This window comes from Corynebacterium ulcerans (assembly GCF_900187135.1).
In the GTDB taxonomy this organism is placed as follows: Bacteria; Actinomycetota; Actinomycetes; order Mycobacteriales; family Mycobacteriaceae; genus Corynebacterium; species Corynebacterium ulcerans.
In genome coordinates, this window is the sequence record NZ_LT906443.1 from 2,017,685 (window position 1) to 2,030,964 (window position 13,280).

The window sequence follows — 13,280 nt, forward strand, 5'->3', positions numbered from 1 at the left end:
GCGGATTAAGCGATTCCCATAGGGGACGACAGACTACGCAATACTAGAATGGCAACCATGACTGAACCGAAAGCTGTAAAAAAGCAACGAGTGCTCTCGGGAATCCAGCCGACTGCGGATTCCTACCATCTAGGTAACTACCTCGGTGCTTTGAAACAGTGGATTGATCTCCAAGACGGATATGATGCGTTCTATTTCATCCCAGACCTTCATGCCATCACCGTAGATCAAGACCCTAAAGAGCTACGTCAGCGCACAATCGCAGGAGCTGCGCAGCTTTTGGCACTGGGCATCGATCCCGAAAAATCGACATTGTTTGTCCAATCTCATGTCCCAGAACATGCTGAACTGGGATGGATCATGACATGCCTTACCGGTTTTGGCGAGGCAAGTCGCATGACGCAGTTCAAGGACAAATCCGCAAAGCGCGGCGCCGACCGGACGTCTGCCGGCCTATTCACCTACCCCATGTTGATGGCTGCGGACATTCTCCTGTATCGGCCTCAGCTCGTTCCTGTTGGTGAAGACCAGCGCCAGCACCTGGAGCTGACTCGTACCCTTGCAGAGCGCTTTAACTCGCGTTTTAAAAAGACCTTTGTTGTTCCAGAAGGAATCATTCCGGAAGGCGCTGCCAAGATTTACGATCTGCAGGAGCCTACGTCCAAGATGAGTAAGTCGGGAACGAATCCTAAGGGGCTCATCAATCTTCTCGACGACCCTAAAGTATCTGTGAAACGCATCAAATCTGCCGTCACGGACAGCGATGGCGAAATCCGCTATGACAAAGCTAACAAGCCAGGCGTCTCCAACCTCCTTGTTATCCAATCGGCGCTGACAGGTAAAACGATCGATGACCTTGTAGCCGGATACCAAGGACAAGGCTATGGCGCCCTCAAAACCGACACGGCCGATGCCCTTGAAGCTTTTGTGACGCCACTCAAAGCCAAATATGACATGTATATGTCTGACCGGGCAGAGCTTGAGAGAGTGCTTGCCCTTGGAGCGTCTAAGGCGCGCGAAGTGGCTTCCCGCACCCTCGCGGATGCGTATGAGCGCATCGGTTTTCTGAAGGTTGGGAAAGAATAGGCGATTCTTTCCAGAAAACATCTAACAAGTTGACAACGATCCGGCCCAGATAGCTGAAATCTTGGGCCGGATTTTGCTTGTCGTCTCTATCGTGGAAGAAGTTAGTAAGAAAACTTTTGTCAAAAGGAATCCCTCATGTCCACAACTCCCACCTCAACCCGCCAAGATAAAAACAAAACTGACGAATACGGGATTGAGCGATCCAATGCCGATGAGCCAGGATTTGTGGATAAGTATCGGAATAAATGGCCGTGGTTCGACCACATCATGCGGATGAACGAGCGGTATAGCAAAGAAGGCGGCAATCAGTACTCCGCTGGTATTACGTACTTCTCAGTTCTGTCAATGTTCCCTTTGTTGATGCTCATCATGGCAATTGCAGCGTCGATGCTGGCGCAGCGTCCTGACTTGCTTGCTCAGCTTCAGGAGAAAATTGTCGCTTCTGTCGACGGCTCGATTGCAGAAACATTGACCAAGATTTTGGATACCGCCATTGATCAGCGTGGTGCAATGTTTGGTATCGGTGGTTTGACAGCTTTGTGGTCAGGGCTTGGGTGGATGGCTAACTTGCGCTACGGAGCGTCGAAAATGTGGTGCTATCCCGTTACCGGAGAAAATTTCTTTAAAGCAAAACTGCAGGACTTACTTGGGCTAGTGGGCCTCCTTTTAGCCTTCATCGTAGCCTTCGGCGTTACCGCGATTGGCTCTTCGGGTCTCACAGAGCGTTTGCTCGTTGCGGTTTCGCTTGACGACGTCCCCGGTATCTTCCTTCTCACCTTCGCAGTTGCTATTCTGCTGGGACTCGTCGCTAACTTCTTTGTTTTCTTGTGGATGCTTAAATACCTCCCGCGCGGGGAGGTACCCATGAAATCCGCGGTGCGCGCGGCCATCATCGGAGCGGTCCTTTTCGAGATCTTCAAACAGCTTGCCGCACAGTTCTTCTCAAACGCTTTGAACAACCCAGCGGGTGCTACTTTCGGTCCGATCATCGGTGTAATGGTTTTGTTCTACTTTGTTTGGCGAATCCTGATGTATTGCTCTGCATGGGCAGCCACAACAGAAGAAGCTTTGGCGATCGCTAAGCTTGATGTTCCAGCGCCTGCAGTGATTCGAGTGCGTGAAGAAGTTCGGATCAGCAACGATAAAGGTAAAGGAATCGGAATTGGAGTGGCAGCAGGTGCTGCGGCTGCGGCAATAGTTACTGCTTTAAGGAAAAAATAAAATCAGGGGAGCCATTCATGGGCTCCCCTTTCTTTACGCTTTCTTGTCGTTCCTTTTCCTACCTAGGAGCCATGTCAGCGTCCCTAACATTATTAACCCTAGGATTGCGCCTCCGATGACAAGAGCTGGGGCATGATTTCGGTCGCGGCTAGGAGCATCGCCCTCGCCAGGTGCAGGTGGAGTCGGTAGCTCTGAGGGGGAAGGTTGGGAAAGAATCGACGTTTCTTTCAGATTCCCCACCTTTTCACCTTTCGGAACAGCGTAGGCGGCGTCGATAAGCTTCTGGGCCTGTTGCCACGGGCGGCCTTGTTCCACGGTGGTATCTAAGATCACTGCGGCGAGGCGACGTCCGTCGATATCTTTCGCGCCGACAAAGGTGTGGTGGGCGTCGTCGGTGTAACCGGTTTTCCCGCCGATGCCGTGCTCGTCGTTGAGGAAGAGACCGTTGTCATTCCATACCTGGAATGTGGGAGTGGCTGCGTTGCCAGGAAGCTCTATGTGCTCTGTGGCCACCATTTTTGCAAATGTCGGATTCTTCCAGGCATGGCTATAGATGAGCGCTAAGTCGTGCGCGGAGGTGGACATTCCGGGGGCGTCGAGGCCGGAATAGCTGGCGGCGTAGGTGTCCACGGTTCCCAAGGACTGGGCGAGAGCGTTGACCTTTTCCAGAGTTTTGTCATCGCCACCAAGCCGTTGCGCGAGGGCGTGTGCTGCGTCGTTTCCGCTATTGAGAAGCAAGCCGTAGAGAAGCTGCTCGTTGGTGTATTCGACGCCGTCTACGTAACCCACCGCAGAGCCTTCTTGGTTGGCGTCTTCAGCGGTGATCTTTACTTTTGCTTTCAGATTGAGTTCGTCGAGTGCAACAAGCGCGAGCAGGGCTTTGATAACGGAGGCTGGTCTATAACGTCCGTGCGGATCTTTGGTAGCGATGACGTCGCCACTGTCTAAATCAAAAACCATCCATGCAGAGGCCGTGTTGGCGGGTTCGTTGAATCCTTTAGCTTTGGTCACACCACAGCCACCTGGGTATTCGTTAATAACCGTAGGTCGAGGCGTGGGAGGGACCTGACCAGGTTTTAGCTGTTCAGAAGTGCTTTCTGCAGGTGGGGGAGTAAGTGCGTACTCGCAGTTATTGGTGTTAGGTGCCGATGATCGCGGGGTAGGGTCGGCTAGCGCCGCGGGGGTAAAAACAAACGCTAAGGTAAAACATGATGCAGTTAAGGCTGCGATCGGTGATGACACTTTCATATCAATGATCGTGCCTGTGCCTTAATGTTATATGCATGTACGACACCCCAGATTTTCGAACAGAGTTTAAGATCTTAAACCCGGAGTTGCTTCACGCAATGCCAAAGGTCATTCTTGGCGACGCCGGTGACGCAGCTTACCTCAAAGTCCGGATTCGGGAACTGGGCGACGACACCGTTGCTTACTACGAATGCACAGTGCCTCTCGACGCCGCTGACGCCGCCATCGCAGCCGCGGACTCTTCGCCCTTCCCCGTGGGCATAATCCTCGATCTTGGCGATCAACCAGCACCACTTGACCACCTCACACACCCGGCAATCCTAGCCTGTGTCACCTCCGACGCCCATACCGCCCGTGCGCTGCGAGAAAACCTCATCGCCTACGACTTCACTGGCCCACTCGAACAACAAATACATGCCGGCGCCACCCGCATCACTCACGGAATAGAGCTTTTCGACGACTTCTGCGTCACCGACGGCGACCTTAAACCCGGACAACTTTCCGCATGGGTTCTGGATCGGCGCCTCCCTGTGCTGACCAATCCCTTCGACGACCTCGAATCCGGAGACATCGATGACCTCTCAGATCATCCGCTGCCCCTCATGCATAAGCTTGGTTTCAACGCAGCCTCAGCTCTACTCAGTAGTGATCGCATGATCGAGCTCGTTGAACACTTTGACTACTCGATCGAAGACCTTTACGCATTAACCATGACGGCGGTCTCCGTCTCCTATCTGCCCGAGCCCGCACGGAGCCAACTGATCGAATCAACCATTAGTCCTTTCTTTGCCAGCCTCAGCGACGATGACAACGGCGGAGCAGAAGCAAGCGCGGAAGATAGTGAAAGTAGTAAGGAGAATCGGAAAGAATCGTCGATTCTTTCCGAACCACCTCTAGAACTCATCGCTGAGATGGGCATCGATCTCAAGGATCTCGGTCTCAACGAATAGATCCCAGAGAAAAAGCCCTACGCATAATGCGTAGGGCCGGAAAGAATCGACGATTCTTTCCGATTCTTTAGAACTTACTAAAGCGCTTGGTCAGCATCGCTTCGAGTTCTTTCCAACCTTCTGCGTGGTCGTCGAAAGGCGGGGTTGGGGTGTAACCCGATGTTTCGCTGGACCCAAGCATGTAGGAGATGTAATCCTGCATGCGGGGGTTGGCCAGGAAGTAGGAGTTAAGAGAGTCGTCTGCGGCCCAGTCGGCGGCGTCGGCAAGCAGTTCGTAGGCGCGAGCCATCTGTGCTGTGTCTACTGCATCGACGCTGGAGTTGATGTCGCGGGACAAGCCGTTGAAGGAGTAGACGTTGTCGGAGTGGACGGTGACATCGAGCTCTCCGGCGTTCAGCGGAACCATGAGATCTTCCCATGTGGAGACTTTTGCGAGGTCGTGGTCGCCGTGTTCGACGAGCCAACGCAAGAGCGCTTTGGACGAAGAGAAGGTGAAGATCTCACCAAATTTTCCGAGGAAAACGGGCTGTGCCTCAACGTAGGTGCGCAGGGTGTAGAGGGTGCGACCGTCGATTGAGACCTTGATAGGGTCGATGCCGGATGCTGCCCAAGCGGTGGTGTCGTAGGGGTCGACCTTTTCGGCGTTGGCCTTCTTTTCCTCTTCAGCCTTTTCGCGTGCGACGCGAGCTGCTTCTTCAGCGGCTTTGATCCGGGTAGAAGCATCCTCGATGGAAGCGGAATCGCCTGTGACGTCTTTGATCGTGATCAGATTGTCTAGGCTATCGACGACAGTGTCCCAGTTGCTCAGGACCACACGTCCGATCGCGCTCCATTCCCCAAGTCCATTTTCTCCCGCGAAATGATCGACGCCACGCTCAGGGTTGCTCAGGATGGAGTGAGATGAGAAAAAGACGAGGATATCGGTGGTGCCGGTGACGTCGCCAAGGCTGCGCGCAATTTTGAAGTTGCGAGCTACTGCGGAGACGTTGTCATAAGAGGGACGCTCGGCAAGCAACTGGGGTGTGCCGACGATATCGAATTCTTGGCGTGCAGTGGGAACAACGCGGTTGGCGGCTCCTGCATTAAAAGAGTTCCACTTGGGGTGGTCGTTAAGGTCGTGCTTTGTGCCGGATTCGAGGAAAAGTAGAAGCTCTTCAGGGGATGCGAATACGTAAAGATCGTCATCTTTTCCGAGGAATGCTTGCCATTCTGCGCCGTGTTCGCGCCATTCGGGCGCCCAGAGAGTGTAGAAGTCGCCCTCAGTCAGCGACAGTTTGACGGGAACGATTCCTTTATTAGCCATGGCTACGTATCCTAGCGGGTTTAGCCCGTTGGCCGGAAGTAACCCTTAAAAGCCATTCCCATATTCGTTGTACGTAATGGATTTATTTGAACGGGGTCTCCAGCCTCGATGATAGTTCCGTCCCCTGCATACATTGCTACATGTCCGTCCCAGACCACGAGATCACCAGGGAGGAGCTGTTCATGGGTTACTTGTGTGCCCACTGTTTGTTGCTCCGCGAGGCGGGGGAGCTCTACGCCGGCTTGTCGCCAAGCCCATTGCGTGAGACCAGAACAATCGAATCCTGCGGTGGAGGTTCCTCCCCACTGATATGGAGTTCCCAAGGCGCTTTTGGCTGCAGTGACTGCCAACGCGCCGGGCGATTGGTGTGTTGGTGTGCTTTCGTTGACATTAGGTGTGTTGGGTTCAAGAGCTTCAGGGTTAGCGTTGCCTATTTCGGGTATGTCTACCCCGATGCTGGCTAGTCGGTTTAACTCAGTGGTGACGTCGGAAAGCTTGGTAGAAGCTGTATGCAGGCGCGCGTAGGCAAGTCGAACGTATATGTCCGGGAGTGCCGTGATTTCTGCCAGTGCGGGTGCTGAAATAGCAGGGATTGGGCTAAAAACTCGGGGTAATAACAGTGCTGCTTCTTTAAGGAAATCAGCCGCCATGTGACCTAGCTCTGCGCGAACTGCATCGATTTCAGCATGGGCTCGGGGGAGTAAGCGATGCGCGCGTTCTATGTCGGTGGCTAGTCGGCGCGCGTCGTCGACAAGCTTAGGATGAGAGCCGAAAGCTGCGGCTAGGGGAACAGCGGCGTGGAAGAGAGGAACGCAGGGCAGCGTGAGTCGTTGTGCAGGCGGAGCGAGTGCGCTCAGCATGGAAACGACTGCTGCGAGGTTAATCACAATGACTCCAGTGAGGCCGCAAGGGAGGCGTCGGTGTTCTCTATAGTTTCGAGGTTGCGTAGCGCCGTGGCTGCGAGACTTTCTGCGCGGGAACAGTGCTCTGTAGCTCGCGCCATAAAAGCCTCAACGCAGCTGTTATAAGCAGCAAAGAAACTGCCAAGCTCGGGAAGGCTTGCTCCGGCATTGTGCACGATAGGGGCAAGGGCGGTGGCGTCGTCGACAAGCTTGGCAATGAGCGTGCGTGCGTGGTCTGGCTCGATCCTCATGAACACTTAGACGTTTGCGAGCGTAGTTCTGGTTCCCTGTCATAAGGAGGCTACGATGGAGGACATGGAGATTACGATCGTTGACCACCCCCTTGCGGCGTCCCGACTAAGTATTATGCGAGATAAGCGCACCGATAACGCTGGCTTCCGTGCAGCGTTGGCCGACCTTGGCGCGATGCTGATCTATGAGGCCTCCCGAGAGCTGGAGGTGGAAAACTTTCCGATGAGCACCCCTGTGGCTGAGACCCAGGGGATTAGGCTGCAAGATCCACCTATCATTGTTCCGATCATTCGTGCAGGCCTGGGCATGGTAGATCCAGCGTTGTCGATGATCCCTGACGCTCAGGTTGGTTTCCTTGGTCTTGCTCGAGATGAAGAAACCCATGAGCCGGTGCCGTACCTGGAAGCGCTTCCGGCGGACCTCTCCGGACGCACAGTGTTCTGCGTGGACCCTATGCTGGCTACGGGCGGATCGCTACTGCACGCGATTAAATTGTTGGCAGATCGTGGTGCGACGGATATTACCGCGGTATGCATGGTGTCTGCTCAGGCCGGAGTCGATGCACTTGCTAACTCGGGATTACCGTGCCGATTAGTCACCGCGACGATCGATCCTGAGCTCAACGAGAATGCATATATCGTGCCGGGCCTTGGTGATGCTGGCGACCGTCTCTACGGGCCACGAAATATTGATCTTTAGCACTTAGCTTATCGACGCGCCAGGTCGCGTTTTTCCAGGCGTACACAACGCCTGCCACTGCCTATAACACTTAAATTATTGGTCCGCCGCAAGCCGTATTAGAATTGAGGAATATTTTCCAACGGGGCTCCGGCAGCAATGGTCAAGGTATTGCACAATATATTGTGCGGACTTTGCCTATTGCGGTGGGCAGTGTGTGTTGCATGGTGAATGGTTGGCAGCAGTGGCCGAGTTTTGGTCACGCGTTGAGCGTGCGGTTGCGCACCCTTCGCAAGATGCGAGGCCTGAGCCAGGACCGGCTTGCAGAACTTTCAGATGTGAGCCGTAACCAAATCTCCAACCTTGAGCGCAATGAGAATAGCGCTACTAAATCCGCTGATCCTACGATGTCCACTGTTTATCGTTTGGCCCGAGCTCTGCACGTGCCGCCTGCGGTGCTTTTGCCCGCAGCAACGGACATTGTGCAAGATATCTGCAAAGACAACGCTGCTGATCTTGAAGTGGACCTCGTATGGCCCGCAGCCCCTGAAGACACATTGGCTTTTGATATTCAGCATCTTTATGGGCTGCGGATGGGGGAGAATCCACGATTCGTTGATCCTTCGGGTCCTCAAGCAATACCTGGAGATACCGTCGGCTGATTTTTATGTCTGCGTATAACCACACTAAAAACCGCTAAAAGCGCAGCGCCCGATTTCGCACCTCGTTGCACAACTGCGCAAGGAGTTCTTCAGCTTGCTCAACGCTGGTAGCCTGCGACACCTCCACATACATTTTGACTTTAGACTCAGTGCCCGATGCTCGGACAATAGCTCTAATTGAGGCGTCTTTGTTGCTGCCGCTGAGCTTGAGTCCACGAATCTCCGGCAGCTGCGTGGCTGTGACAGTAATACCGGCAAGGCACTCCGGTGGGTTGGCGATCCAATCGGAAACAAGCTCTGTGGGGTCGATGGTCCTTACCGCGATCTGGGTGCCGGTGAAATAACCATATTGGCGATACAGGTCATGCAGCGCACGATGCAATCCCACTCCTAGCCCCTTAAGTTCCGCGGCCCACGCACAGGCTACGAGGGCCGTGACCACGCCATCTTTGTCTCCCACTCGATGCAAATCGGGGGCTACACCATTTGCTTCCTCACACGCATAGGCGATCCCGCCATCTTGTGCGACGGAAGCGGCTGCGGCTGCCAGGTTTTTAAAGCCGGTGGGGGTTTCTTGATACAACCATCCTCGATCCTTAGCCATCACACTAAGCAGCTGAGAAGAGACGATAGTGGTAGCCACGACTGGTTGTGGCTCAGCATCTTCTGGAGTCCAATTGGGAACAAGGCGAGCCGCCAGTAACGGGCCTAGCTCGTCGCCCCTGAGCATACGGAGGGTACCGTCTTCGGTGCGGATTCCCACGGCGCAGCGATCGGCATCTGGGTCTAGCGCGATGAGAATGTCGGCGTCGGTGGCTTCCCCATGCTCTAGTAACGCCGCCACTGCCGCGGGTTCCTCTGGGTTGGGAAAGTCCACCGTGGGGAAAGTGGGGTCGGGGTACAGCTGGGAATAGACGGGAAAGACGTGTGCAAAGCCTGCGGCCTGAAGGCACACTTGTAACGTACGTCCACCCACGCCATGCATGGCAGTAAAAGCGACGCGAAGATTAGCGCGGTCGGAATTGACGCGTAAGAGATCTGATTGGGCGGGGATGATCGTGGAGACTGCGTCATCGATGTAGCGGCGTAGGAGATCTGAGCTTGGTCGCACAGAGACGCGGGGTATCTGGAAAGAATCGTCTATTCCATCATAAATAGCTTCGATGCGACGCGCGCTGGCGTCGATAAGCTGCCTGCCGTTGTGGCAGTAGACTTTGTAGCCGTTATCCGCAGCGGGGTTGTGAGATGCGGTGATCTGAACGCCGCCATCGAGATCCCAAGTGCGGATGAGCCAGGGGATGAGTTGGGTGGGGGCAGGCATAGGCATAAGGAAGACTTCGAAGCCGGCGCCGGCGAACACCTCTGCTGTTGCGGTGGCAAATGCGTGTGAACCATAGCGGGCGTCGTACCCCACAGCAACGCGCAGTGGAGCGGCATCATCGTGGAAGACGTCGCCGATTCCCTTGACCGGATCCTGAGGATACGTTCTTGCGTGATGTGTAGGGGAAGCTGCGGCTTCCTCCGCTAACCACATGGCCACTGCTGATGTGAATTTAGTGACGTTTCCTACGTTCATCTGGTTGGAGGCTGGCCCCACGGGGGCACGGACGCCTGCTGTGCCAAATCTTAAGGACATGTTTTGCCTCTTTTCTCACGTGAACTGGTGAAACGGATAAGAACTGTGAGGTCACGGAAGGATCGACCGAGGTGTCGCTAACCTGAATTTATAAGTTTAGAGATTTCTTTCCTTGTGCGTCGTGGGAATTAACTGTGTTCTGGGTCGGATGGTCGCCTTTGTGCGCTTGTCGTAGCGATCCTGCGTGCATAGTCGCGCATGCCAGTTACCACTCGTTCCGAGACACTACTGATGCAGTACGGCTGCAGTATGTTTGCTACGCAATGCTAGCTTGGCCACTATATGGGTAGCTTTCAGTGGTTGACCCTCTAGGATGAGCAGTCGAGAAAGAAAGGGGTTGGTCGTGGCTACTACGATTTCCGAGCATGTGAACGCTTGGATCGCGGATCATCAGGAGGAGGTGATCGGGTGGCGCAGGCATCTGCATCGTCACCCGGAGCTATCCCATATGGAGTTTGCTACCACTGACTTCATTGCAGAGACTCTCATCTCTTATGGTCTGACCCCGCACAGGTTTCCCACGACTGGCTTGATGGTAGACGTTGGCCCAGAGACGGAAGAAAAGTTGGCGTTCCGGGCAGACATAGATGCGCTGCCCATTAGCGAGCAGAACGACCTTGACTTTGCCTCCACCAATGCCGGGGTCATGCATGCGTGTGGGCACGATATCCACACAACAATAGCCCTAGCTACTGCTTGTGCACTTGCATCGGCGGAGCTGAGCATAGGTGTTCGCGTGATCTTTCAGCCGGCAGAGGAAGTCATGGATGGCGGTGCGCCGGATGTCATTAAATATGGAGCGTTAGAGGGAATAGTTAATATCTTTGCAATCCACGCCGAGCCCAAACTTAAGGTCGGTTACGTAGGGGTGCGCGCAGGGGCCATTACCAGCGCATCTGATGTTGTTGAGGTTCATATCGCGGGGCCAGGTGGTCACAGCTCACGTCCGCATCTCACGGTGGACATCGTGTACGCGCTTTCCAAGTTGGTGATCGACCTGCCCGGTTTACTTTCTCGGCGCGTGGATCCCCGTACTGGCACAGTATTAGTTTTTGGATCTATTAATGCAGGGTATGCGCCGAATGCCATTCCGGAATCCGGCTCAGTAACCGGTACGATTCGCACCGCGGACATTACAGTATGGCGGAAGATGGGGGAGCTTCTGCGCGAACTTATTCCACAGATCCTTGCGTCTACAGGGTGCGAGGTATCTATCGTTCACCACAAGGGGGTCCCTCCGGTACTCAATGATGACGTGGCTACAGCAGTGCTTGCCGACGCCGCCCGCAGCATCGATCCCAACGCAGTCGTGCAGGCGCCGCAGTCATCGGGCGGTGAAGACTTTTCGTGGTACCTCGAACATGTGCCGGGTTCGATGGCACGTCTGGGATGCTGGGACGGGGCAGGAGAGCCCGGTGATCTGCATCAGGCGGACATCCTCATAGATGAGCGCTGTATTGCTGTTGGAGTTAAATTATTCGGCGCAGTCGCGGAGAGGTATAACCACAACGCTGAACTCTTTTCAAAGCCTTCGTTGTGAGACGCCGGGGTGGCGTCGAGAAGCTCAAGGCTGAGCTGCCCCTGTTTTACCCGCGGACTTGTCGTATATCACAAGACAGGCCATGTGCTGCGTTAGACTATGTGCGGATGAACTAACCAGCCCACCCATGTCTGGAGGAATTTTGACTCGAATCGTCATTATCGGCGGCGGCCCCGCTGGATACGAGGCCGCACTTGCTGGTGCTAAATACGGTGCCCAGATCACTATTATTGAGGATCGCGGTTTGGGTGGGGCGGCCGTGATTAACGATTGCGTGCCATCAAAGTCTTTTATCGCGGGTGCCAACATTAAGACTGACCTGCGGCGTGCGGATGACATGGGACTGAATAAGGGGATAGGCGAGGCCAATCTTCTTCTGGACGCGCTGAATGCTCGCGTGCAGGCTTTGGCAGGAGAACAGTCTGGAGATATTCGCCGTTCCATGATTAATCATGGGGTGCGGGTGCTTGATGGGCGGGGATCGTTTGATGATTACAACCCAAAGCAGACCCTCCACTACATCAAGGCCGAACTGAATGACGGCACCGTGGAAACGATTGAATGCGATCTGGTCCTCGTGGCCACCGGCGCCACCCCGCGCATCCTCCCTGGCGCGCAACCAGATGGAGAGCGCATCCTTACGTGGCGACAGGTCTATGACCTTACGGACCTTCCTGAGCACCTTATTGTTGTCGGCTCAGGCGTAACGGGCGCGGAATTCGTATCGGCGTTTGCGGAACTAGGCGTCAAGGTGACCATGGTGGCTTCCCGCGACCGCATTTTGCCTCACGACGATGCCGACGCCGCCGATACACTTGAAGCCGTGCTCGCTGAGCGGGGCGTCTCGTTGGAGAAGCATGCTCGCGTGGACTCGGTTTCTCGTACTGAAGACGGCGGCGTCTGCGTACGTACCTCCGACGGCCGTGAGATTTTTGGTTCCCATGCGCTTATGACCGTAGGTTCTATCCCCAATACCAAGGATCTGGGATTGGAAAAGATCGGCGTAGAGATGACCCGGTCGGGGCATATTCATGTAGACCGTGTCTCTCGCACCAACGTTCCCGGTGTATACGCCGGTGGCGACTGCACCGACCTTTTCCCGTTGGCTTCTGTTGCCGCCATGCAGGGGCGTATTGCTATGTATCACGCATTGGGCGAGGGCGTGAAGCCGCTTCGTTTGAAAACTGTTTCCACGGCAGTGTTCACGCGCCCTGAGATTGCGGCAGTGGGCGTGACACAGCATCAGATTGAGTCCGGTGACGTCAATGCGCGCACGGTGATTCTTCCGCTCGAAACTAACCCGCGGGCGAAGATGCGTTCCTTGCGCCATGGTTTTGTCAAGATGTTCTGCCGTAGACACTCCGGCATTATCATCGGCGGTGTTGTTGTGGCACCTACGGCATCAGAGCTGATTCTTCCGATCGCAGTGGCTGTGACCAACCAACTCACGGTGTCTGACTTGGCAGAAAGCTTTGCCGTATATCCTTCTCTGTCTGGCTCCATTACAGAGGCTGCACGCCAGCTTGTGAGCCACGACGACTTGGAGTAAAGCTTTTGACTGAAGGTCCTTCCTATCATTCTTTCTGTCTTTTCGATCCTGTATCGGTTGAAAGCGTGGCGGGGACGGAGGAAATGGTGGTGGCTCGTTGTAGGACCGCTGGGGTATGCAACGAGCCATAACGGCTGAAAGAAGCGCGGAGATGCTCCCCGTTGTAGGGGCATCCTCGACGAATCGGATAAAAGAGGGGTGGGGGAGAGCACGTTTTATGGGGAAGGCTCTTGTGCTGTTGCAAGAAAACTCC

Annotated in this window: 12 protein-coding genes; 7 read left to right on the plus strand and 5 right to left on the minus strand. The window is 54.8% G+C overall.

Annotation, left to right across the window (positions count from 1 at the left end; translation table 11 throughout):
* The first annotated feature begins 48 nt into the window (after positions 1 to 48).
* Positions 49 to 1,086: a tryptophan--tRNA ligase gene (gene trpS, locus CKV68_RS09160; protein ID WP_023635228.1), complete on the plus strand. Its 1,038-nt coding sequence runs from the start codon at positions 49 to 51 to the stop codon at positions 1,084 to 1,086.
* A 135-nt stretch (positions 1,087 to 1,221) separates the two neighbouring features.
* A complete protein-coding gene (locus CKV68_RS09165; RefSeq protein WP_013910900.1) occupies positions 1,222 to 2,307 on the plus strand; it encodes a YhjD/YihY/BrkB family envelope integrity protein in 1,086 nt (361 codons plus the stop codon).
* Between the two features lie 33 nt (positions 2,308 to 2,340).
* Here the strand turns inward: CKV68_RS09165 and CKV68_RS09170 are convergent, their stop codons facing one another.
* The gene (locus CKV68_RS09170; protein ID WP_095076064.1) at positions 2,341 to 3,555 is read right to left on the minus strand and encodes a D-alanyl-D-alanine carboxypeptidase family protein; all 1,215 of its coding nucleotides are present in this window, start codon (positions 3,553 to 3,555) and stop codon (positions 2,341 to 2,343) included.
* Between the two features lie 35 nt (positions 3,556 to 3,590).
* Here CKV68_RS09170 and CKV68_RS09175 point away from each other — a divergent pair, with 35 nt between their 5' ends.
* A complete protein-coding gene (locus tag CKV68_RS09175) occupies positions 3,591 to 4,505 on the plus strand; it encodes an amidohydrolase family protein (protein WP_095076065.1) in 915 nt (304 codons plus the stop codon).
* Between the two features lie 67 nt (positions 4,506 to 4,572).
* Here the strand turns inward: CKV68_RS09175 and CKV68_RS09180 are convergent, their stop codons facing one another.
* From CKV68_RS09180 to CKV68_RS09190, 3 genes are read right to left on the minus strand one after another with little or no spacing between them, the layout of a single operon-like run.
* Positions 4,573 to 5,808: a hypothetical protein gene (locus CKV68_RS09180; protein WP_095076066.1), complete on the minus strand. Its 1,236-nt coding sequence runs from the start codon at positions 5,806 to 5,808 to the stop codon at positions 4,573 to 4,575.
* A 20-nt stretch (positions 5,809 to 5,828) separates the two neighbouring features.
* Positions 5,829 to 6,695, minus strand: a complete 867-nt coding sequence (locus CKV68_RS09185) for a C40 family peptidase (protein ID WP_029974691.1) — start codon at positions 6,693 to 6,695, stop codon at positions 5,829 to 5,831.
* The gene (locus CKV68_RS09190) at positions 6,692 to 6,961 is read right to left on the minus strand and encodes a hypothetical protein (protein ID WP_014525398.1); all 270 of its coding nucleotides are present in this window, start codon (positions 6,959 to 6,961) and stop codon (positions 6,692 to 6,694) included. Before CKV68_RS09190 ends, CKV68_RS09185 begins: the two co-directional genes overlap by 4 nt.
* A gap of 64 nt (positions 6,962 to 7,025) precedes the next feature.
* On the opposite strand from CKV68_RS09190, the gene upp reads away from it, so the two are divergent.
* On the plus strand, positions 7,026 to 7,661 hold the full coding sequence (gene upp / locus CKV68_RS09195) for a uracil phosphoribosyltransferase (RefSeq protein ID WP_014836047.1): 636 nt from the start codon (positions 7,026 to 7,028) through the stop codon (positions 7,659 to 7,661).
* A 203-nt stretch (positions 7,662 to 7,864) separates the two neighbouring features.
* On the plus strand, positions 7,865 to 8,302 hold the full coding sequence (locus CKV68_RS09200) for a helix-turn-helix domain-containing protein (protein WP_013910907.1): 438 nt from the start codon (positions 7,865 to 7,867) through the stop codon (positions 8,300 to 8,302).
* A 34-nt stretch (positions 8,303 to 8,336) separates the two neighbouring features.
* Here CKV68_RS09200 and CKV68_RS09205 read toward each other — a convergent pair whose 3' ends face one another.
* Complete coding sequence (locus CKV68_RS09205) at positions 8,337 to 9,938, minus strand: phospho-sugar mutase (protein WP_013910908.1); 1,602 nt, start codon at positions 9,936 to 9,938, stop codon at positions 8,337 to 8,339.
* Positions 9,939 to 10,251: 313 nt separating this feature from the next.
* On the opposite strand from CKV68_RS09205, the gene CKV68_RS09210 reads away from it, so the two are divergent.
* Positions 10,252 to 11,478 carry an amidohydrolase gene (locus tag CKV68_RS09210; RefSeq protein WP_414017495.1) on the plus strand — a complete coding sequence of 409 codons (1,227 nt, stop codon included), beginning with the start codon at positions 10,252 to 10,254 and terminating at the stop codon, positions 11,476 to 11,478.
* Between the two features lie 82 nt (positions 11,479 to 11,560).
* Complete coding sequence (locus CKV68_RS09215; protein WP_013910910.1) at positions 11,561 to 13,027, plus strand: NAD(P)H-quinone dehydrogenase; 1,467 nt, start codon at positions 11,561 to 11,563, stop codon at positions 13,025 to 13,027.
* Positions 13,028 to 13,280 lie beyond the last annotated feature (253 nt).